This is a genomic window from Kosakonia sp. SMBL-WEM22 (genome assembly GCF_014490785.1).
GTDB lineage: Bacteria > Pseudomonadota > Gammaproteobacteria > Enterobacterales > Enterobacteriaceae > Kosakonia.
The window spans coordinates 156,197-176,080 of record NZ_CP051488.1; the positions used below are offsets into that span (position 1 = coordinate 156,197).

Here is a 19,884-nt window from a genome sequence, read left to right on the forward strand (position 1 = left end):
CAGTTCTGATTACCATATTCAACACACTGCCGGACAAAAATAATCCGGCAGTGTGATCGCGCCTCTGTTCGCCCGACTCAGGCACGACGTTTGGTGGCGGAGTCCATCCACACCGCCAGCAGTAAAATGGCTCCTTTGACGATGTACTGCCAGAAGGTGGGGACATCCATCATGCTCATGCCGTTATCCAGCGAGGCCATAATGAAAGCGCCCATTACCGCGCCCGCCACGCTGCCGATGCCGCCCGCGAGGCTGGTGCCGCCAATCACGCAGGCGGCAATCGCATCCAGTTCAGCAATGTTGCCCGCCGACGGCGAACCGGCACCGAGACGCGAGCTGAGGATAAGCCCGGCAATCGCCACCATCAGGCCATTGATGGCGAAGACCGCCAGCTTGGTGCGCTCAACGTTAATACCGGAGAGCCGCGCCGCTTCAAGGTTGCCGCCGATGGCATAAATGCGGCGGCCAAAAGCGGTGCGCGTCGCCATAAACAGACCTGCCAGCAGCAGAAAGACCAGCAGCAGCACCGGCGTCGGCACGCCGCGGTAATCATTCAGCAGCCAGATGGCACCGAGCACAATCACCGCGATCAGCGCCTGTCTCCCTATCGAATGACCGGAGGAGGAGGTGGCTAAGCCCAGCGACTGGCGGCGCATGCGACCGCGCCACTGCCAGAGCACAAATGCCACCAGCCCCAGCGCGCCAACGCCGAAGCCAACGCCGTCCGGCAGATAGCTCTGGCCGATTTGCGACATCGCCGCGCTGGTGGGTGAAACGGTGGTGCCGTTGGTAATGCCGATTAACACGCCGCGAAACGCCAGCATCCCGGCGAGAGTAACGATAAACGACGGCACTTTACGATAAGCCACCCACCAGCCGTTCCACGCACCGAGCAACAGGCCGAGCAGCAGCGTCACCACCACGGTGAGCGGCAAGGGCCAGCCGAGCCAGACGTCAAAAATAGCCGCCGCACCGCCCAGCAGGCCCATCATCGAGCCTACCGAGAGGTCAATCTCTGCCGAGATAATGACAAACACCATCCCCACCGCGAGGATGCCGGTGATGGCGGTCTGGCGCAGCAGGTTAGAGATATTGCGCGCGCTCAGGTAGGCACCGTCGGTCATGCCGGTGAAAAAGAGCATGATCACTACGATGGCCGCAAGCATCACAAACACCTGCAGGTTGAGTGATTTTAGCCCGGAGAAGGGGCCCGGCGACGCGGTGGTTAACTGACTTTCAGACGGGTTGCTTTTCGACATGATGTTCGCTCCTCAGCGCCGCTTCCATAACCTGCTCCTGGGTCAAATGACGGTTGATAAGATCGGCTTTCAGCTTCCCTTCGTGCATCACCAGCACGCGGTCGCTCAGCCCCAGCACTTCGGGCAGCTCGGAGGAGATGACAATCACTGCGATTCCCTGCTGCACCAGTTGGTTAATCAGTTTGTAGATTTCATACTTCGCGCCGATATCGATGCCGCGCGTCGGCTCATCGAGGATCAAAATGCGCGGGTTGAGCAGCAGGCAGCGGGCGAGAATCGCTTTCTGCTGGTTGCCACCGCTCAGCCGGCCAATCGCCAGCTCCGGCGACGAAGTTTTCACCTTCAGCCGCTGAATGGACTGCAAAATGCACGCCTGCTCGGCGGCGTCATCAAGGCTGCTCAGGCTGCCGGTAAACTGGTTAAGCGCCGCCAGCGTGATGTTTTTGCCCACCGCCATCACCGGCACAATGCCGTCGCGCTTGCGATCCTCCGGCACCATAGCGATGCCGTGGCCAATCGCCTGCTGACAGTTGCGGATCGCAACCGGTTCGCCATCCAGAAAAATTTTCCCCTCCCAGCGCCCCGGCCAGACGCCAAACAGGCACTGCACGGCTTCGGTGCGCCCGGCCCCGACCAGCCCGGCAATGCCGAGGATCTCGCCGCGCTTGAGGCTAAAGGAGACGTCGTTGACGCGTTTGATATGGCGGTTAACCGGATGCCAGGCGGTGAGGTGCTCGACGCGCAGGATCTCCTCGCCGTGGGTATGCGGTTCATTGGGGTAGAGCGCCGTCAGCTCGCGGCCCACCATCATGGTGATAATGTCATCTTCACTCAGCCCCGCCGCATCGCGGGTGCCGATGTGCTTCCCGTCGCGGATAACGCAGATGATGTCGGAGATGGCTTTCACTTCATTGAGCTTATGGGAGATGTAAACGCAGGCGATATCGTGGTTGCGCAGGTCGCGGATGATATTGAGCAGCACCGCCGTCTCCTGCTCGGTCAGTGAGGCGGTCGGCTCATCTAAAATCAGCAACCGCACCTGCTTGTTCAGCGCTTTGGCGATCTCCACCAGTTGCTGCTGGCCCAGGCCTAAGTCACCGACGCGGGTATCGGGCGAGATAGCAAGGCTCACCTGTTTGAGCAGCTTCTCGCAGCGCAGCGTCATCTGGTCGTAGTCCATCACGCCGTGGCGGGTGATCTCCGCGCCAAGAAAGATGTTCTCCAGCACCGTGAGGTGTTTCACCAGTGCCAGCTCCTGGTGAATGATGGCGATCCCTTTGCGTTCGGTATCGCGGATATGGCTCGCTTGCAGAATCTCCCCGGCAAAGTAGATTTCGCCTTCATAGCTGCCGGCCGGGTAGATGCCGCACAGCACTTTCATCAGGGTCGATTTACCCGAACCGTTTTCGCCGCACAGGGAGAGCACTTCACCCGCGTTGAGCTGCAGGCTGACGTTATCAATCGCCTTCACGATGCCGAAGGTTTTGGTGATGTTCTTCATTTCGAGTAAGTAAGGCATGGCTGCTCCACGTCGATCGCTTATCAGACAGCGCCTGAAGTGAGGGCGGCGGCACGCCTGGTTCTGGGTTCAGGCGCGCCGTCGTTTTCAGAGCTGATTCTTCTGGTGGAAGCCGTCTTTGATCACCGTGGCGTCGATATTCTCTTTGGTGACTTCGATCGGCGTCAGCAGGCGGGCAGGCACATCTTTCAGACCGTTGTTGAGTGAGGCATCGGCCTTCGGCTGCTTGCCGTTGCCAAGCTCGACGGCGATCTCTGCCGCGGTGTTGGCAAGCTGGGTGATAGGTTTATAGACGGTCATCGTCTGGCTGCCGTTAATCAGGCGCTTAACCCCGGCGAGATCCGCATCCTGGCCGGAGATGGCGACTTTGCCCGCCAGCCCCTGTGCGCTTAATGCCTGGATAGCGCCACCGGCGGTTGCGTCATTCGAGGCAACCACGGCATCGATTTTATTGTTGTTAGCGGTCAGCGCGTTCTCCATTATTTTCAGCGCATTTTCCGGCAGCCAGCCGTCGACCCACTGGTCGCCGACAATTTTAATTTTGCCGCTGTCGATATAGGGCTTTAACACCTTCATCTGCCCGGCGCGGAACAGCTTGGCGTTATTATCCACCGGCGAGCCGCCCATCAAGAAGTAATTACCCTGCGGCACCTTATTGACCAGGCTTTGCGCCTGTAATTCCCCGACTTTTTCATTATCGAAGGAGATATAAAAATCGATATCCGCATTATTAATCATGCGGTCATAGGCGAGAACTTTAATTCCTTCCTGTTTGGCTTCTTTCACCACGTTACTTAATACCTGACCGTTGTAGGGAATAATAACCAGCACGTCGACGCCGCGGTTGATCATATTTTCGATTTGCGACATCTGGGTCTCTTCATTACCGTTCGCCGACTGGACAAAAACATCGGCGCCAAGGGATTCGGCTTTCTTAACAAAAATGTCGCGATCTTTTTGCCAGCGCTCCAGACGGAGATCGTCAATCGCCATGCCGATCTTTATCGTTTTGGCGTGAGCGAACGTGCTGGCAAGTAGCAGGGTAGCGCAGAGTGTAAGGCAAAGATTCTTTATCTTCATAATAGGAATACCTTTCGTAGGGTGGTGTGCGAGATAAAAGAAACATGCACTGCTTAGAACGAGCAAATTCTTAACGCAGAATGGAATAGTGGCAATTACAGATTTTAATAGGCGGGTTACGTTTTTTCGTTTATTTGCTGATTTATGACCCCGATCTTATTTTAAAAAAAATAAAACTGGTGTTGCATAAAAAGCCGGAAAGTATCTCGCAGCAATTTTTGCGGCTATTTTGCGAGCCAGCGCACGTTTGCGTATTCTCTCAATGGCAGTGTGAAATAACGTAATTGAGCAAGGCGCAGAGAGAATCCAGTATTAACTCAGATATGTTCACTCGCCAATGGAGCTCATTATGCACGCTTATTTTGACCAGCTGGATCGGGTTCGTTTTGAAGGTTCAAAGAGTACGAATCCGCTCGCGTTTCGTCACTACAACCCGGATGAGCTGGTGCTCGGGAAACGCATGGAAGATCACCTGCGTTTCGCCGCCTGCTACTGGCACACTTTCTGCTGGAACGGCGCGGATATGTTTGGCGTCGGCTCCTTCGATCGTCCCTGGCAACAGCCTGGCGAGGCGATGGCGCTGGCAAAACGCAAAGCCGATGTCGCCTTCGAATTTTTCCATAAGCTCAATGTGCCCTACTACTGCTTCCATGATGTCGATGTCTCCCCGGAAGGCGCCTCGTTGAGAGAGTACCTGAGCAACTTTGCCGAAATGGTTGATGTGCTGGGGGAAAAACAGCAGCAGAGCGGCGTCAAGCTGCTGTGGGGCACGGCAAACTGCTTCACTAACCCCCGTTACGGTGCGGGCGCGGCCACCAACCCGGACCCGGAAGTCTTCAGCTGGGCGGCAACCCAGGTGGTGAGCGCGATGAACGCCACCCATAAACTCGGCGGCGAAAACTACGTGCTGTGGGGGGGGCGTGAAGGGTATGAAACTCTGCTCAATACTGACCTCCGTCAGGAGCGCGAGCAGATTGGCCGCTTTATGAACATGGTGGTCGAGCATAAGCACAAAATCGGTTTCCGCGGCACGCTGCTGATTGAGCCAAAACCGCAGGAGCCGACCAAGCATCAGTATGACTACGACGCCGCGACCGTCTATGGCTTCCTCAAGCAGTTTGGGCTGGAGAAGGAGATCAAGCTCAATATCGAAGCCAACCACGCCACCCTCGCGGGCCACTCCTTCCACCATGAAATCGCCACCGCCATTGCGCTGGGGCTGTTTGGCTCCGTCGACGCCAACCGCGGCGATCCGCAGCTCGGCTGGGATACCGACCAGTTCCCGAACAGCGTCGAAGAGAACGCTCTGGTGATGTATGAAATCATCAAAGCGGGCGGCTTCACCACCGGCGGCCTCAACTTTGACGCCAAGGTGCGTCGCCAGAGCACCGATAAGTACGATCTCTTTTACGGCCATATCGGCGCGATGGACACCATGGCGCTGGCGCTGAAAATCGCCGCCCGCATGGTGGAAGAGGGCGAGCTGGATAAACGCGTCGCCAAACGCTACGCGGGCTGGAATGGTGAGCTGGGCCAGCAAATTTTGCAGGGGCAGCTTAGCCTTGCCGAGCTGGCGAAGTACGCTGAAGAGCAGAACCTGGCACCGCGTCATCAGAGCGGTCATCAGGAGCAACTGGAGAACCTGGTCAACGCCTATCTCTTCGATAAGTAACCGGCTTCTGCGCGGCACACTCAACAAGGAGTAGTCACTATGTATATCGGGATCGATCTCGGTACCTCGGGCGTGAAGGCGATTCTGCTCGGTGAGCAGGGCGAGGTGCTGGCCTCCCATACGGAGAAACTCAGCGTCTCTCGCCCACACCCGCTATGGTCGGAGCAGGATCCCGAAAGCTGGTGGCAGGCGACGAATCGCGCCATCCGGGCGCTCGGCGCGGCGCACTCATTACAACAGGTGAAGGCCATCGGCCTTGCCGGGCAGATGCACGGCGCGACGCTGCTGGATAGTGAAAACCGCGTTCTGCGCCCGGCGATCCTCTGGAACGATGGTCGCTGTGGTGAGGAGTGCGGGCTGCTGGAGGCGCGGGTCGCTAATGCCCGTGCGATCACCGGCAACCTGATGATGCCGGGGTTTACCGCGCCGAAGCTGCTGTGGGTACAACGGCACGAGCCGGAGATCTTCGCAAAGGTGGCGAAGGTGCTGCTGCCGAAAGATTACCTGCGGCTGAAGATGTCCGGCGTTTATGCCAGCGATATGTCCGATGCCGCGGGCACCATGTGGCTCGATGTGGCGAAGCGCGACTGGAGCGATGAGATGCTCGCCGCCTGCTCGCTGTCGCGCAGCCATATGCCAACGCTGTTTGAAGGCAGCGAGATCACCGGCGAACTGCTGCCGGAGGTTGCCCGGCGCTGGTCGATGCCGGTGGTGCCGATTGTTGCAGGCGGCGGCGACAATGCCGCTGGCGCGGTCGGCGTCGGCATGGCGGATGCGGGCCAGGCGATGCTCTCGCTCGGCACATCCGGTGTCTACTTTGCCGTCAGCGAAGGTTTCCTCAGCAAACCGGAAAGCGCGGTGCACAGCTTCTGTCACGCACTGCCGGGGCGCTGGCACCTGATGTCGGTGATGCTGAGCGCCGCCTCCTGCCTGGATTGGGCGGCAAAACTGACCGGCATGGCGTCGGTGCAGGCATTGATTAACGCCGCGCAGCAGGCGGATGAGAAAGCGGGCGATATCTGGTTTCTGCCCTATCTCTCCGGCGAGCGCACGCCGCATAACAACCCGCAGGCAAAGGGCGTCTTCTTTGGTCTGACCCATCAACACGGCCCGGCGGAGCTGGCGCGTGCGGTGCTGGAGGGGGTGGGATATGCGCTGGCAGACGGGATGGATGTCGTCCACGCCTGCGGCGTGACGCCGCAAAGCATTACCCTTATCGGCGGCGGCGCGCGCAGCGCCTGGTGGCGGCAGATGCTGGCGGATATCAGCGGCTTGCAGCTCGATTACCGCACCGGCGGGGATGTTGGCCCGGCGCTCGGCGCGGCGCGGCTGGCACAGATCGCCGTTAATCCCAACGTACCGCTGGCAATGCTGCTGCCGCAGCTCCCGGTGGAGCAGCAGCATCAGCCGGACGCGCAGCGCCACGCACACTATGCCGCGAAGCGCGATACCTTCCGCCGCATCTATCAGCAGCTGTTGCCGCTGATGTCATAACCTTTTCGGCCCGCTGGTAACGGTGGGCCGTAATCACCCTGATGTTGTCCTTTTTTGGTCTTAGCAGCAGCGTAAAGCCTTGCCAGAATAGCGTTAACCCCACTGAGCAAGGAGTCCTGAAATGACCCGTACCGCCCTGATTAACATCGATACCCAGCAATCCTTTTTCCACCGTGACTTCTGGCAGGATAACGACTTTCCTGCCTTCCAGCAGGCGCTGCTGACGCTGATTGCAGGCTGTCAGGCGCGCGGTATTCCGCTGGTGGATATCTTTCACGTCGCCGACAGCGGCCCCTTCTCACTGGAGAGCGGCTTCGTGAAACCGATGCCCTTTTTGCAGCACCAGGCAGATGTCACTTTCCATAAGCATGTCCACAACGCCTTTACCGATACCGGCCTCGATCGCTGGCTGCGTCAGCGCGATATCAATCATCTGATCATTTGTGGTATTCGTACGGAGCAGTGCTGTGAAACGACCGCCAGGGTGGCATCGGATCTGGGCTATCGCGTCACCTTCGTCAGCGAAGCGACGCTCACTTTCCCGATGACACACAATGGTGTGACGCTTGATAGCCACACGCTGCGCCACCGCACGGAAACCGTGCTCGTTGGGCGCTTTGCCGCCATTAAAACCGTCCAGGAGACGCTGGAACAATAAATGTGTGATGTCTGGTTTGTGATGCTGCCCGGCGTGCTGGCGCTCGATATGGCTGGTCCGGCAGAGACCTTCGCGCAGGCGCAGGAGACCTTTCGCCTGCACTACATCGGCCCGCAAGCGGAGGTGGCAACCTCCCTTGGCTTAACGATGGGCAACATCGCGCCGTTGCCGGAGAGATTGCCGGAGGGGAGCCTGCTGGTGCTGCCCGGCGTCAGCGACTCGTCGCGTTTATTCGACACGCCGCAGGCAACGCAGGTGCGCAACTGGTTGATGCGCCTGCAACCTCTGCTCCACCGCCGGGCGATTACGCTGATGTGCGTCTGTTCCGGCGCGATGCTGGCGGCAAAAGCCGGGCTGTTGAACGGGGTTCAGTGTACGACCCATCACAATGTGATTGCCCGTTTGCAGGCACTCGAACCGGCGGCGCTGGTGAAAGAGAACCGGATTTTTATTGAGGATCGCGGTATCTGGACCAGCGCGGGCATCACCTCAGGCATCGATCTCGCCCTGCACATTATTAACCGTTTATGCGGGCCGGCGCGTGCGCTGGCAGTGGCGCGCGAAATGGTGGTCTGGTTTCGCCGCTCCGGCGACGACCCGCAGCTTTCACCGTGGCTGCGCTATCGCAACCATCTCCATCCGGCGGTGCACCGTGCGCAGGATGCGCTGACTGCGGAACCGCAAAAGGCCTGGCAACTGGCGGAGATCGCCGCGCAGGCACACGTCAGCGCCCGGCATCTGACCCGTCTTTTTCAGCAGCATCTGGGGATCAGCGTGCGCGACTATCTTGAGCAGCTACGGCTGGTGATTGCCGAGCAGGCGCTATTGCAGGGCCAGGGTGCGGAGCAGGCGGCGTTGGCCGCCGGTTTCTCCTCCCCGCGCCAGCTGCACCGGGCGCGGGCGCGCATCACTAGCTGACAAACCGCCGCCGGTCGATGCGCTGCACCAGCATGGAGAGCGCCAGGCTTGCTGACAGCGCCGCGCAGAAGACCCACAGAATGTCGAGCAGCGGCCAGTTTTGCACCTCCACACCGCGCGTGCGCAGCGCATGAATAATCAGCGCGTGGAAACCGTAAATGCCCAGCGAGTGGCGCGAAATCAGCGCCAGCCCCGGCAGGGTACGACTATTGAGGGTGTTTTTGACCAGCGTAAAGAGCGCGATGGCGCAGAGGAAAACCATCGGGCCGCAGTAAAGATACCAGGTATCAGCGAAGTTGCCGCGCCATCTCAGCTCATGCAGCGTACCGCGTGAAATCGCCACCACCGCCAGCACCACCACCGCGGCGCTGAGCCAGCTCAGCGCGCGTTTTTGCGTCTCCATCATGCCGATGGCGCGCCCGAGGATGGCGTAGAGCACGTAGTAAAAGGTGTCGCCATTGATGTAAAGATTGATCGGTAGCCACTCCACACCGCCGCTTTTCAGCGTCACCAGATTGGGGTTGGCGACAATGCCAATTACTGCAATTAACGCCAGCAGCATCTTGCCGCTCAGGGCTTTGACCTGAATTAACGGCGAGACCAGGTAGATAACGATGACGGCGAAGAAGAACCACAGGTGGTAAAAAATCGGCTTTTGCAGGATGTTCTTCAGCGACAGGTCGCTGTTAATTGAGGTAAACAGCACGATATAGAGCAGGGCGATCGCGCTATAAAACAGTAGACAGAGGGCGATGCGCAAAAAGTGGCGCGGCTGGGCGCTGCGTTCGCCATAGAAGAGGTAGCCTGAAATCATAAAAAAGAGGGGAACGCTGACCCGCGAGGCGGAGTTGAGCAGATTGGCAACGTTCCAGTCGAAGCTGGTCACCGTGGCCGGATTAGTAATGTACCAGGTGGTGGTGTGGATCATGACCACCATTAAACAGGCTATCCCGCGTAAATTATCTATCCAGTGAATTTTTGATGGCATCACTTCCTCAATTTCTTATTGTCGACAACTATCCTAAGAGTGGTAATTTACCTGCGTATCTCTTTGGATAATTCTGAGTTTTCCCCCGCGTGGTTGTGCACTAAGCGCAGTGCTGCACAATGGCGTTTTTGGCCGTTTACCCTATCAGCCCGCAAGGAAATGCGTAAGAAAATGATGAAGTTTACTCTACCCATGCTGATGCTGCTGCTGGCGGGTTGCAGCGCGCCCGAGAAAATGCCGGAGCAGAAGGCGCAAACGGCGCGGCCTGGCCCGACGCGCTCCCTCGATATGGAGCAGCTCTGCCGGGAAAATGCCGCGCACCGCTACAACACCGGGGCGGAGAAAGTAAACGTTACCGGCTTCGAACAGTACCAGGGAAGTTACGAAATGCGTGGCGTGACGCCGCGTCATGAAGCGTTTGTCTGCACTTTTGACGCTGAAGGGCAGTTTTTGCACCTTTCGATGCGTTAAGCCCCACAATACGCGCCAATGCCGCCGCTATTTCCCAATTTTCCGTAAACAACCCCGTTTCGTACTGTATATCTTGCAGTCAGCGGGTATACTGGTCGCTTCCTTTAAATCCACACGTATCCAGCACGAAATAATATGCAAAAGTTTGATACCAGGACCTTTCAGGGTCTGATCCTGACCTTACAGGATTATTGGGCTCGTCAGGGCTGCACCATCGTTCAACCTCTGGACATGGAAGTGGGTGCCGGTACTTCGCACCCGATGACCAGCCTGCGCGCGCTGGGCCCGGAGCCGATGGCAACTGCCTACGTTCAGCCTTCCCGCCGCCCGACCGATGGTCGCTACGGCGAAAACCCGAACCGCTTACAGCACTACTATCAGTTCCAGGTGGTGATTAAACCCTCTCCGGACAACATTCAGGAACTGTACCTCGGGTCACTGAAAGAGCTGGGTATGGACCCGACCATTCACGATATTCGTTTCGTGGAAGATAACTGGGAGAACCCGACGCTGGGCGCCTGGGGTCTTGGCTGGGAAGTGTGGCTTAACGGCATGGAAGTGACGCAGTTTACCTACTTCCAGCAGGTTGGCGGCCTTGAGTGCAAGCCGATCACCGGCGAGATCACCTACGGTCTGGAACGTCTGGCGATGTACATTCAGGGCGTAGACAGCGTCTACGATCTGGTCTGGAGCGACGGCCCGCTGGGTAAAACCACCTACGGCGACGTGTTCCATCAAAATGAAGTGGAGCAGTCCACTTACAACTTCGAATACGCCGATGTCGACTTCCTCTTCACCTGCTTTGAGCAGTATGAGAAAGAGGCTCAGCAGCTGCTGGCGCTGGAAAACCCGCTGCCGCTGCCGGCTTACGAACGCATTCTGAAAGCCGCCCACAGCTTCAACCTGCTTGATGCGCGTAAAGCCATCTCCGTCACCGAACGCCAGCGCTACATTCTGCGCATTCGTACGCTGACCAAAGCAGTCGCTGAAGCCTATTACGCTTCCCGTGAAGCCCTTGGCTTCCCGATGTGCAACAGAAATAAATAAGAGGCGGCCATGTCAGAGAAAACATTCCTGGTGGAGATCGGCACCGAAGAGCTGCCACCAAAAGCGCTGCGCAGCCTGGCGGAGTCCTTCGCTGCCAACTTTACCGCTGAGCTGGATGCGGCAGGCGTTGCCCACGGCGACGTTAAATGGTTCGCCGCGCCGCGCCGTCTGGCGCTGAAAGTGGCTAACCTTGCCGCCGCGCAGCCGGATCGCGAAGTTGAAAAACGCGGCCCGGCCATCGCCCAGGCGTTTGACGCGGAAGGCAAACCGAGCAAAGCGGCTGAAGGCTGGGCGCGCGGCTGCGGTATCACCGTCGATCAGGCCGAGCGTCTGACCACCGATAAAGGCGAATGGCTGCTCTATCGCGCCCATGTCAAAGGCGAAAGCATCGAAGCGCTGCTGCCGAACATGATCGCCACCTCGCTTAGCAAACTGCCGATCCCGAAACTGATGCGCTGGGGCGCGTCGGACGTGCACTTTGTGCGTCCGGTTCACACCGTTACCCTGCTGCTGGGCGACCAGCTGGTGCCGGCAACGATCCTTGGCATTCACTCCGATCGCGTGATCCGCGGCCACCGCTTTATGGGCGAGCCGGAGTTCACCATCGACAACGCCGATCAGTACCCGCAGATCCTGCTGGAGCGCGGCAAAGTGATGGCCGATTACGCCGAGCGTAAAGCCAAAATCAAAGCGGACGCCGAAGAAGCGGCGCGCAAGATTGGCGGTAAAGCCGATCTGAGCGACAGCCTGCTGGAAGAGGTTACCTCTCTGGTTGAGTGGCCGGTGGTGCTGACGGCGAAGTTCGAAGAGAAATTCCTCGCCGTTCCGGCAGAAGCGCTGGTCTACACCATGAAGGGTGACCAGAAATACTTCCCGGTGTATGGCAACGACGGCAAACTGCTGCCAAATTTCATCTTCGTCGCCAATATCGAGTCGAAAGATCCGCAACAGATTATCTCCGGTAATGAAAAAGTGGTGCGCCCGCGTCTGGCGGATGCCGAGTTCTTCTTCAATACCGACCGTAAAAAACGCCTGGAAGATCACCTGCCGCGTCTGCAAACCGTGCTGTTCCAGCAGCAGCTCGGCACGCTGCGCGACAAGACCGATCGTATTCAGGCGCTGGCGGGCTGGATTGCCGGTCAGATTGGCGCAGATGTGAACCACGCCACGCGCGCGGGCTTGCTCTCCAAATGCGATCTGATGACCAACATGGTGTTTGAGTTTACCGACACCCAGGGCGTGATGGGCATGCACTATGCGCGTCACGACGGCGAAGCGGAAGACGTTGCCGTTGCGCTGAACGAGCAGTATCAGCCGCGCTTTGCCGGTGACGATCTGCCCTCTAACCCGGTAGCCTGCGCTGTAGCGATTGCCGATAAGATGGATACTCTCGCGGGGATCTTTGGTATCGGCCAGCACCCGAAAGGCGATAAAGACCCGTTCGCGCTGCGTCGTGCCGCGCTCGGCGTGCTGCGTATTATCGTTGAGAAGAACCTGGCGCTGGATCTGCAAACGCTGACCGAAGAGGCAGTGCGTCTCTACGGCGATAAGCTGACGAACGCTAAAGTGGTCGACGATGTGATCGACTTTATGCTGGGCCGCTTCCGCGCCTGGTATCAGGACGAAGGCTACAGCGTTGATACCATTCAGGCAGTGCTGGCGCGCCGTCCGACCAAACCGGCCGATTTCGACGCGCGTATGAAGGCGGTGTCTCACTTCCGTACGCTGGAAGAGGCGGCGGCGCTGGCGGCAGCCAACAAGCGCGTCTCCAACATCCTGGCGAAATCTGATGAAACGCTGAATGAGAACGTGCAGGCGGCGGTGCTGAAAGAGGCGGCAGAGATCAAGCTGGCGGGCAATGTGGTGGTGCTGCGCGATACCCTGCAGCCGTTCTTTGCTGAAGGGCGCTATCAGGAAGCGTTGATTGAGCTGGCGCAGCTGCGCGAGCCGGTGGATGAGTTCTTTGAGAACGTGATGGTGAACGCCGACGATAAAGAGGTGCGCATCAACCGCCTGACGCTGCTGGCGAAACTGCGTGAACTCTTCCTGCAAGTGGCGGATATTTCGCTGCTGCAGTAATCGTTCAGACGATGAAAAACCCGCTACGGCGGGTTTTTTTATGCTCCGATTTTGCCGGGAAGCGTGTTGCCGGATGGCGGCTACGCCTTATCCGGCCTACGGTTCCGTGCCATCGCTCCGGCCATGTAAGCCGGATAAGCAAAGCGCCATCCGGTAACACATCCGGCTCGGTGCCGTCGTTCGGCCTTTGTAGGCCGGATAAGCGAAGCGCCATCCGGCAAAGCAGGCGGTTCGGTGCCGCCGTTCGGCCTTTGTAGGCCGGATAAGCAAAGCGCCATCCGGTAACACATCCGGCTCGGTGCCGTCGTTCAGCCTTTGTAGGCCGGATAAGCGAAGCGCCATCCGGCAAAAAATCCGGTTCGGTGCCGTCATTCGGCCTTTGTAGGCCGGATAAGCAAAGCGCCATCCGGCAAAGCAGGCGGTTCGGTGCCGTCATTCGGCCTTTGTAGGCCGGATAAGCGAAGCGCCATCCGGCAAAGCAGGCGGTTCGGTGCCGCCGTTCGGCCTTTGTAGGCCGGATAAGCAAAGCGCCATCCGGTAACACATCCGGCTCGGTGCCGTCGTTCGGCCTTTGTAGGCCGGATAAGCGAAGCGCCATCCGGCAGCGACACTCAACTCAGCGGCGTGGCGCGTGGGTGAATCGACGAAAGGCGGTGCTGACGCGAACGGTGTTGCGCCCGGCGCGTTTCGCCTCGTACAGCGCGTTGTCCGCGCTCTGGATCAACTGTCCATATTCGGTATGGTTCTGCTGGCACAGGCTGGCGACGCCGATACTGACGCTGACGCAGCCATCCGGTGAACTGGCGTGGGGAAGCTCAAGGCGCTGCACGCTGGTGCGCAGCTTTTCTGCCAGCTCCACCGCATCTGCCGAGCGCGTTTCCGGCAGAAGAGCGCAAAACTCCTCGCCGCCGTAGCGGAACAGGATCTCATTCGGGTTGCAGAGCGTGCCGCGCATCGCCGCCGCGATCTGCTGCAGGCACTCATCGCCGTGCTGGTGGCCATAGCTATCGTTGTAGGACTTGAAGTAGTCCACATCGATCAGCAGCAGCGACAGCGGTTTGTTATTACGCTTGCTGGCGCGCCACTCGCGCTCAATGCAGAGATCAAAATAGCGGCGGTTGCCGACGCCCGTCAGGCCATCCGACAGGGATTGCGACAGCAGCTCATGGGCCTGATCGCGCAGCAGCGACTCACGGCGCACTGCTGCGGTGACGTCGACGATCTGAATCAGGCAGTAACGCTCGGCATCGCCGAGTGGAACAATGGTCACCGCCTGGCTGAGACGGGCGGTTGGCCGCGCCGGTTCTGCATAGAGCGGAAAAGGCGAGCGGTGAAGCGATTGCGAAAGCAGGGAAGATAAATTGTGACCAATGGCCTGACGGATCGCATCGCCGACGCGGTGATAGGTCAGGTCCGGAAAGACGGAAAAAAGTCTTCGCCGACGGTGTCGCTGGCCGCCCGCCCGGTATGCGTCTCTAACCACGCATTCCACAGCGCGATACGGTACTGCGCATCCACAAGGATGACACCGAGGCTGAGGGCTGAAAACGCATCCAATAACAACTTATCTTTCATGATTAATGCATTCCGCTGGGAACACTACCGAATTCTAAACGGCTGATATAAAGCCGAACCTGCTCGCGTAAGTCGCACAGCGCGGACATATCGAGGATAAACGCGAGATAGCCCTGGATCTGCTGGCGCTCAAGCGCAAAATCAATGCGCAGCATCATCACCAGCGGATCGTTCTCATCCTTTTCCGGGTTGAGGATCTCTTCGCTGCTGCCAACCCGCACCACCGGCAGCGATCCCTGAAGCTCTTTCTGGAACATATTTGCCAGCGTGCCGACGCAGGCATTGAGCACGATATTGCCAATCTCGCTCATCGCTTCGCGCTCCATCTCCCCCAGCTCATGTGCCGGGATCAGATCGCCAACCATCATGCGGACGATTTCGAAACTGGCGGCTTCCGGGAACATCAGAATCGCTTCGGTGGCATAGGCCCCTTCATAGTGTTGGCTGATGCCGAATAGCGACACGCCCGCGCCCATCTCGTCGGCCGCTTTTGAGCGCGGCGTAAAGCGGATGGTCGGTACCGACATGCGCACCTCTTCGTTGACGATGTTGCTCATCGCCGCCGCTGCGTGACCGACGCCGATGTTGAAGATCTCCATCAGGCTGTCTGCTTCAATCTCGCTGATATCGGGCAACTCGGTCATGGCTGGCTCTCCAGGCTCTTCAACATGGCGTGCAGTTGCGTCTCTTTCAGCGGTTTAGGCAGAAAGCCGAGGCCCATCTCTTCGGCGGCAGCCTGCACGGAGTTCTGCACGTTAGCGGTGAGCAGCACGATGTGGGTCTGCGGGTGCGTCTGACGCAGGCGTGACGCCGCTTCAATGCCGCCAATGCCGGGCATATTCACATCGAGCAGAATCAGATAGGGGGTGTTCGCCGCAGCGTGGGCAATCGCCTCTTCGCCCGTACCGGCCTCATCAATGCTCCAGTCGCTGTGCAAGTTAAGAACATACTGGCGGGAAATCATGCGTGACAGGCGGCTGTCATCGACAATCAGAATATATCTGGACATCATTCATTCTCATTTTAGGATTCAGGGCCTGAACCAGAACAATGCTTTACTTCCGGACCTCCTCCCTGAGCAGTGCTGAACGATATGCCACCGTTATGCGTTTGGGGTAACGCGCGGTTTTATCGTCTCCTTTCTGAAATGGCGATCCTGGATTGCACGCATGGCCTGCTACTTTCAGTTAAGTCACCTTATTCATCGGCAATATTGCGCAAACAATTAGCCCTCAATGTTGCGTACCGCGACGTAAAGATGAAAATTTAACCTTGAACCCGGCCTGGATCCCTGGCTATCCTGTGCGACGACGAACTCCTCGTCTCACTGGAGCGCACCCGGAAAATGAACAAACACGACTGATGAATCCGCCACCTTGTTAAACGCTCTCGCGTTGGCAAGGCCGTTAACGATCTCATTCAGGAGTGCTTATGGCTCATTGTGCGCAGTCACCCGCCTTTATTTTGCATCAGGTCACCTGCCAGTTTGCGACAGGCGAGACCCTTTTCGGCCCGCTCAATTTAACTTTCGACGCCTCGCTGTGCGGGCTGGTCGGGCGTAACGGCGTCGGCAAAACCCAACTTCTACGCCTGCTTGCCGGGCAGTCTCAGCCCGCGTTCGGGCATATCGAATCTGCGGTGCGTTGGGTGTATGTCGCGCAGCAACACACCCTCTCTGCGCAGACCACCCTGGCGCAGCTGCTTGGCTATGGCGAGATCTTCGCCGCGCTGGAGCGCGTGTTGCAGGGGCGCTATCAGCCCGCCGATCTGGAGTTACTCGACGGTCAGTGGGATCTGCCTGAGCGACTTGAGGCCGCCTTTTCGCAAGCTAACCTGCCGCCATTTGCGGCGGATAAACCGGCTGCCGCATTAAGCGGCGGCGAGCGTGTACGGGCGCTGCTCTGCGGCGCGTTTATGAGTGGCGCGGATTATCTGCTACTCGACGAACCAACGAATCACCTTGATGGTGCAGGGCGGGCATGGTTTCGCGATCTGCTCCGGCAGCATAAAGGCGGAGCTTTGATCGCCACTCACGACCGGCAGTTGCTCGGTGAGATATCGCGCATTGTTGAGCTGACGCCCGCCGGGCTTCGCAGCTACGGCGGCAATTACGCCGACTACGAGCAGCAGCGCGAGGCGCAGCAGCAGGCCGCCCGCGCAATGCTGGATCATGCCGCCGTTGAGCGTCGGCGCACACGCAGCCGGATGCAGAAGGAGCATGACGCCAGCCTGCGGCGTTCGGCGAAAACGCTGCGTACCGTCGATACGCGCAACATTGCCTCCTTTGAGCGGGTGAAATATAAAAACCTCGCCAAAGAGCGCCCGGCGAGCTGGCGCAAGCAGCACCAGCAGCAAAACGAAGCGCTTAACGCTGCGGTCACCGAGGCGCGTGAGCGGGTCGAGGAGGAGATGCCGGTGCTGTTTACGCTGCCCGGTAGCCAGGTGCCGCCGGGCAAACAGGTGCTGGTGCTAAACGAAGTGGTGCTGCCGCACGTCGCGATTCCTCCCTTAAGCCTGCGCATTGACGGCCCGCTGCGCGTTGCCATTCGTGGGCCAAATGGCTGCGGCAAATCGACACTGTTAAAGGTGATCCTCGGTGAGCTATTGCCGCTGGCAGGCGAATGTCGCCGCTCGGTCAGCTGCGCCTGGCTGGATCAGCATCTCTCCCGGTTCGATCTCTCGTTATCGGTACTTGAGCACCTTCAGCGAGCCGACGCATTGCTGGAGGAGGGGGTGCTGCGCAGCCGTCTGGCACAGTTACAGCTGGGCGCGGAGAAGGTGATGCTGCCGCTGGCCGCCCTGAGCGGCGGCGAACGGTTGAAAGCGGCGCTCGCCTGTGTGCTCTGGCAGCGCGAGGCCACGCAGCTGTTACTGCTCGACGAGCCGACCAACCATCTCGATCTCGCCTCCACGCGCGCGATTGAAGCTGCGCTGGCGGATTTTCCCGGCGCAGTGCTGGTAGTCTCTCATGATGAAGCGTTTCTTGCCGGGCTTCGGCTGACGCACAGCCTGACATGGCGCACTAGCGGATGGCGCTGGCAGCAAGCATGAGCGGGCAACCAATTCTCGCAGCCAATTCTGCTCTACACTTGAGTGATGAAAATAAACGCGATACGGTTGCCTGCTGTTAATAAGAAGTAACATAAGTGAAAGCGCTAGATATGCTCATGGTTCAGCTCCGGCTGAACCGGCTCTGCTAATTCCACCGCCACAAGGAAACGATGATGAACCTGCCAGGAATGAACCCCGAAAGAAATCTGCCGGGGTACGAATTTGCCCGTATGACCGGCTCAGGAGCCAACGACTTTGATTTTAAAGCCCTTGGCGCCGCAATGGATTGTACCCGTGAATTTGCCGAGGCCGGCATCATCTATGCGGATGGCCCCGAGCGTTATCTGGTGCGTCCGAGTAAACGCCACCCCAACGGGCAGAGCGGCATCGTCACCCATGTTATCGTCACCAAAGCCGCCGCACAGCCGACCAACTCCAGCAACGGTAAAGCGCTGACGGAAGCGGTCTCTGCAACCTCAATGGGCACCGAGATAGCCTCAACGGTGCTCTCCTGCGGCGCGATGATTATCACCGCGGGCGTGATGGCCGCTGGTACCGCCGCAACACCGCTTACCGCTGGCGGCAGCACCGCGCTGGTGGCGATTGGTTATGCAGGTACCGTGGCGACCGGTTTGCAGTGCCTTAACGGTATCTATCGCGTGTACGATCTGGTGGAGAATGGCGGTGAAAACGTCGCCTGGCTTGATTCGCAGGAGTGGTATGTCGCCACCTCGACTTCGCTGGATCTGATCTCGCTGGCGAGCGCCGGTGGCGCGCTGAAAGAGGCGCTGGCGACCTGGAAGGCGATGAAGTCGGTCTCCTCGCTGAAAGCGACGCAGTGGCTGAAAGAGTATCCGCGCCAGGATCGTGCCCGCCTGACGGAACTGATTATCCGCGCGCAGAATCCCGGTATCAGCAACAAAGGCATCAAGGCCGCCATCCGCGCCGGTCTCTATCCCAAACGCTTCCCCGTCGAGCCGGTACAGGTTGAGCTGACCCGCCAGTTGGGACAGGTGGTGACCAGCGCGGCGGCAATGATCGGCAGCGGGGTGAGTGGCGTAATTGGCACACCGGGCAACGTGCCGCGCACCGGGCGCTATATTGTCGGAACAATTCAGTCGCTGGCGGTGATCTGATGTCGTTGTTGAGCTGGCTGACGGGATCGGTCTTCTACGATTTATGGCAGCACGGACGTGAAATCGAACCGCTGATTGCCAACAAAGATCAACGTGTCCTGTCGCGCTCCACGCCCGAGCTGGAGCGCCACTTTGACAAAACAGGCGCTGAGCAGCCGCGGCAGAACGGTTTCCCGGTGGCGTTTGTGATGCTGCTGCTGCTGCTGGCGTTTGCGCTCAATCTGCTGACCCTGCTGCGCCTCTTACCGGGGCTGACGCCGCCGCTGCACGCGCTCGCCTTTTTTGTGCCGGCGCTGGTGGTGCTCGCGACCACTATCAGCAGCATGTTTATGCTGGCACGCGGATTTAGCGCCGGGCTTGCCGGTTTTGCGTATCTCTTTAGCGGCTTACTGCTGGTAACCGTGGCGCAATTGGTGATGAATCTGCTTACGGGCGGCGGCGCGGCGATACCGCTGTTGATTGCGCTGGCGGCATTAGCGGGGTGTCGGCGGCTACTGAATGGCGAAGGGTTTGTACTGTTTGCGCTTTATTGTCGAACACAGCGTCTGACAAGGGTGGCGAGGACGTTAAGGTTGAAATCGCGTTAAGGCGGGGAGAGCATAAACCCCCGGCGTGGCGGGGGCTCTGACCGTTGCAGCTTAGTCAATAAGCTGCTTGCTGAGCATCGGATTCGAATGAATCAGGCGCATCAGTTTCATCTCGGTGGCGGTGGGTGTTATACGTTGTGATTCCCACTCATGCACCATTGAGACCGAGACTCCCATCGCACGAGCGAAGTCATCAATCTTCAGACCGGTTCCACGTCGCAATTGTTCAAAGTCACTAAAGGAATTCGGCTTCTTGCTCAGGGTTCCCGTCTGCGCAACATCTTTCTTAAATACGATCTGTTCGAGACTGCTCATCAGTTCAAACATCGGGTCTTTGTACTCCATTGAGC

General features: G+C 58.7%; 18 protein-coding genes. 10 read left to right on the forward strand and 8 right to left on the reverse strand.

Going from position 1 to position 19,884, the window contains the following annotated elements; translation table 11 throughout:
• Positions 1-77: 77 nt before the first annotated feature.
• The 3 genes from xylH to xylF all read right to left on the reverse strand — a co-directional run bounded on the left by xylH (position 78) and on the right by xylF (position 3,858).
• Positions 78-1,259 carry a xylose ABC transporter permease XylH gene (gene xylH, locus HF650_RS00805; RefSeq protein ID WP_187800785.1) on the reverse strand — a complete coding sequence of 394 codons (1,182 nt, stop codon included), beginning with the start codon at positions 1,257-1,259 and terminating at the stop codon, positions 78-80.
• On the reverse strand, positions 1,237-2,778 hold the full coding sequence (locus tag HF650_RS00810) for a xylose ABC transporter ATP-binding protein (RefSeq protein WP_187800786.1): 1,542 nt from the start codon (positions 2,776-2,778) through the stop codon (positions 1,237-1,239). The genes xylH and HF650_RS00810 overlap by 23 nt, the downstream gene beginning before the upstream one ends.
• An 87-nt stretch (positions 2,779-2,865) precedes the next feature.
• On the reverse strand, positions 2,866-3,858 hold the full coding sequence (gene xylF / locus HF650_RS00815; RefSeq protein ID WP_187800787.1) for a D-xylose ABC transporter substrate-binding protein: 993 nt from the start codon (positions 3,856-3,858) through the stop codon (positions 2,866-2,868).
• A 349-nt stretch (positions 3,859-4,207) separates the two neighbouring features.
• On the opposite strand from xylF, the gene xylA reads away from it, so the two are divergent.
• The 4 genes from xylA to HF650_RS00835 all read left to right on the forward strand — a co-directional run bounded on the left by xylA (position 4,208) and on the right by HF650_RS00835 (position 8,600).
• Entirely contained in the window at positions 4,208-5,530 is a 1,323-nt protein-coding gene (gene xylA, locus HF650_RS00820; protein ID WP_187800788.1) for a xylose isomerase, read from the forward strand.
• A gap of 39 nt (positions 5,531-5,569) precedes the next feature.
• A complete protein-coding gene (gene xylB, locus HF650_RS00825) occupies positions 5,570-7,024 on the forward strand; it encodes a xylulokinase (RefSeq protein ID WP_187800789.1) in 1,455 nt (484 codons plus the stop codon).
• A 121-nt stretch (positions 7,025-7,145) separates the two neighbouring features.
• Positions 7,146-7,682, forward strand: a complete 537-nt coding sequence (locus HF650_RS00830; RefSeq protein ID WP_187800790.1) for an isochorismatase family protein — start codon at positions 7,146-7,148, stop codon at positions 7,680-7,682.
• On the forward strand, positions 7,683-8,600 hold the full coding sequence (locus tag HF650_RS00835; RefSeq protein ID WP_223284244.1) for a helix-turn-helix domain-containing protein: 918 nt from the start codon (positions 7,683-7,685) through the stop codon (positions 8,598-8,600).
• Here HF650_RS00835 and HF650_RS00840 read toward each other — a convergent pair.
• Positions 8,593-9,588 (reverse strand): acyltransferase, encoded by a 996-nt coding sequence (locus HF650_RS00840; RefSeq protein WP_187800791.1) that lies wholly within the window; start codon positions 9,586-9,588, stop codon positions 8,593-8,595. The genes HF650_RS00835 and HF650_RS00840 overlap by 8 nt on opposite strands.
• A gap of 171 nt (positions 9,589-9,759) precedes the next feature.
• On the opposite strand from HF650_RS00840, the gene HF650_RS00845 reads away from it, so the two are divergent.
• The 3 genes from HF650_RS00845 (at position 9,760) to glyS (ending at position 13,185) form a co-directional block, all read left to right on the forward strand.
• A complete protein-coding gene (locus tag HF650_RS00845; RefSeq protein ID WP_187800792.1) occupies positions 9,760-10,059 on the forward strand; it encodes a YsaB family lipoprotein in 300 nt (99 codons plus the stop codon).
• Between the two features lie 135 nt (positions 10,060-10,194).
• Positions 10,195-11,106, forward strand: a complete 912-nt coding sequence (gene glyQ / locus HF650_RS00850; RefSeq protein ID WP_042718627.1) for a glycine--tRNA ligase subunit alpha — start codon at positions 10,195-10,197, stop codon at positions 11,104-11,106.
• Positions 11,107-11,115: 9 nt separating this feature from the next.
• Positions 11,116-13,185: a glycine--tRNA ligase subunit beta gene (glyS, locus tag HF650_RS00855; protein WP_187800793.1), complete on the forward strand. Its 2,070-nt coding sequence runs from the start codon at positions 11,116-11,118 to the stop codon at positions 13,183-13,185.
• A gap of 616 nt (positions 13,186-13,801) precedes the next feature.
• On the opposite strand, the gene HF650_RS00860 is transcribed toward glyS, so the two are convergent.
• The 3 genes from HF650_RS00860 to HF650_RS00870 all read right to left on the reverse strand — a co-directional run bounded on the left by HF650_RS00860 (position 13,802) and on the right by HF650_RS00870 (position 15,772).
• Positions 13,802-14,668, reverse strand: a complete 867-nt coding sequence (locus HF650_RS00860; protein WP_223284245.1) for a GGDEF domain-containing protein — start codon at positions 14,666-14,668, stop codon at positions 13,802-13,804.
• A 94-nt stretch (positions 14,669-14,762) separates the two neighbouring features.
• Entirely contained in the window at positions 14,763-15,404 is a 642-nt protein-coding gene (locus tag HF650_RS00865) for a chemotaxis protein CheC (RefSeq protein WP_187800794.1), read from the reverse strand.
• The gene (locus HF650_RS00870; protein WP_187800795.1) at positions 15,401-15,772 is read right to left on the reverse strand and encodes a response regulator; all 372 of its coding nucleotides are present in this window, start codon (positions 15,770-15,772) and stop codon (positions 15,401-15,403) included. Before HF650_RS00870 ends, HF650_RS00865 begins: the two co-directional genes overlap by 4 nt.
• 419 nt (positions 15,773-16,191) lie before the next feature.
• On the opposite strand from HF650_RS00870, the gene HF650_RS00875 reads away from it, so the two are divergent.
• The 3 genes from HF650_RS00875 (at position 16,192) to HF650_RS00885 (ending at position 19,534) form a co-directional block, all read left to right on the forward strand.
• Complete coding sequence (locus tag HF650_RS00875) at positions 16,192-17,811, forward strand: ABC-F family ATP-binding cassette domain-containing protein (RefSeq protein ID WP_187800796.1); 1,620 nt, start codon at positions 16,192-16,194, stop codon at positions 17,809-17,811.
• Positions 17,812-17,984: 173 nt separating this feature from the next.
• Positions 17,985-18,947, forward strand: coding sequence for a hypothetical protein (locus HF650_RS00880; protein WP_187802569.1), 963 nt, complete (start codon positions 17,985-17,987; stop codon positions 18,945-18,947).
• Complete coding sequence (locus HF650_RS00885) at positions 18,947-19,534, forward strand: hypothetical protein (RefSeq protein WP_187800797.1); 588 nt, start codon at positions 18,947-18,949, stop codon at positions 19,532-19,534. Before HF650_RS00880 ends, HF650_RS00885 begins: the two co-directional genes overlap by 1 nt.
• 51 nt (positions 19,535-19,585) lie before the next feature.
• On the opposite strand, the gene HF650_RS00890 is transcribed toward HF650_RS00885, so the two are convergent.
• On the reverse strand, positions 19,586-19,879 hold the full coding sequence (locus HF650_RS00890; protein WP_042718609.1) for an HTH-type transcriptional regulator: 294 nt from the start codon (positions 19,877-19,879) through the stop codon (positions 19,586-19,588).
• Positions 19,880-19,884: the final 5 nt, after the last annotated feature.

Excerpts from the sequence above, each read along its gene's own strand:
- HF650_RS00835 (WP_223284244.1), top strand. The coding sequence starts at position 7,683 with ATGTGTGATGTCTGGTTTGTGATGCTGCCCGGCGTGCTGGCGCTCGAT.
- HF650_RS00880 (WP_187802569.1), top strand. The coding sequence starts at position 17,985 with ATGAACCTGCCAGGAATGAACCCCGAAAGAAATCTGCCGGGGTACGAA.
- HF650_RS00830 (WP_187800790.1), top strand. The coding sequence starts at position 7,146 with ATGACCCGTACCGCCCTGATTAACATCGATACCCAGCAATCCTTTTTC.
- glyS (WP_187800793.1), top strand. The coding sequence starts at position 11,116 with ATGTCAGAGAAAACATTCCTGGTGGAGATCGGCACCGAAGAGCTGCCA.
- HF650_RS00810 (WP_187800786.1), bottom strand. The coding sequence starts at position 2,778 with ATGCCTTACTTACTCGAAATGAAGAACATCACCAAAACCTTCGGCATC.
- HF650_RS00875 (WP_187800796.1), top strand. The coding sequence starts at position 16,192 with ATGGCTCATTGTGCGCAGTCACCCGCCTTTATTTTGCATCAGGTCACC.
- xylA (WP_187800788.1), top strand. The coding sequence starts at position 4,208 with ATGCACGCTTATTTTGACCAGCTGGATCGGGTTCGTTTTGAAGGTTCA.
- xylH (WP_187800785.1), bottom strand. The coding sequence starts at position 1,259 with ATGTCGAAAAGCAACCCGTCTGAAAGTCAGTTAACCACCGCGTCGCCG.
- HF650_RS00885 (WP_187800797.1), top strand. The coding sequence starts at position 18,947 with ATGTCGTTGTTGAGCTGGCTGACGGGATCGGTCTTCTACGATTTATGG.
- HF650_RS00890 (WP_042718609.1), bottom strand. The coding sequence starts at position 19,879 with ATGGAGTACAAAGACCCGATGTTTGAACTGATGAGCAGTCTCGAACAG.
- HF650_RS00865 (WP_187800794.1), bottom strand. The coding sequence starts at position 15,404 with ATGACCGAGTTGCCCGATATCAGCGAGATTGAAGCAGACAGCCTGATG.
- HF650_RS00845 (WP_187800792.1), top strand. The coding sequence starts at position 9,760 with ATGATGAAGTTTACTCTACCCATGCTGATGCTGCTGCTGGCGGGTTGC.
- HF650_RS00840 (WP_187800791.1), bottom strand. The coding sequence starts at position 9,588 with ATGCCATCAAAAATTCACTGGATAGATAATTTACGCGGGATAGCCTGT.
- xylF (WP_187800787.1), bottom strand. The coding sequence starts at position 3,858 with ATGAAGATAAAGAATCTTTGCCTTACACTCTGCGCTACCCTGCTACTT.
- glyQ (WP_042718627.1), top strand. The coding sequence starts at position 10,195 with ATGCAAAAGTTTGATACCAGGACCTTTCAGGGTCTGATCCTGACCTTA.
- HF650_RS00870 (WP_187800795.1), bottom strand. The coding sequence starts at position 15,772 with ATGATGTCCAGATATATTCTGATTGTCGATGACAGCCGCCTGTCACGC.
- xylB (WP_187800789.1), top strand. The coding sequence starts at position 5,570 with ATGTATATCGGGATCGATCTCGGTACCTCGGGCGTGAAGGCGATTCTG.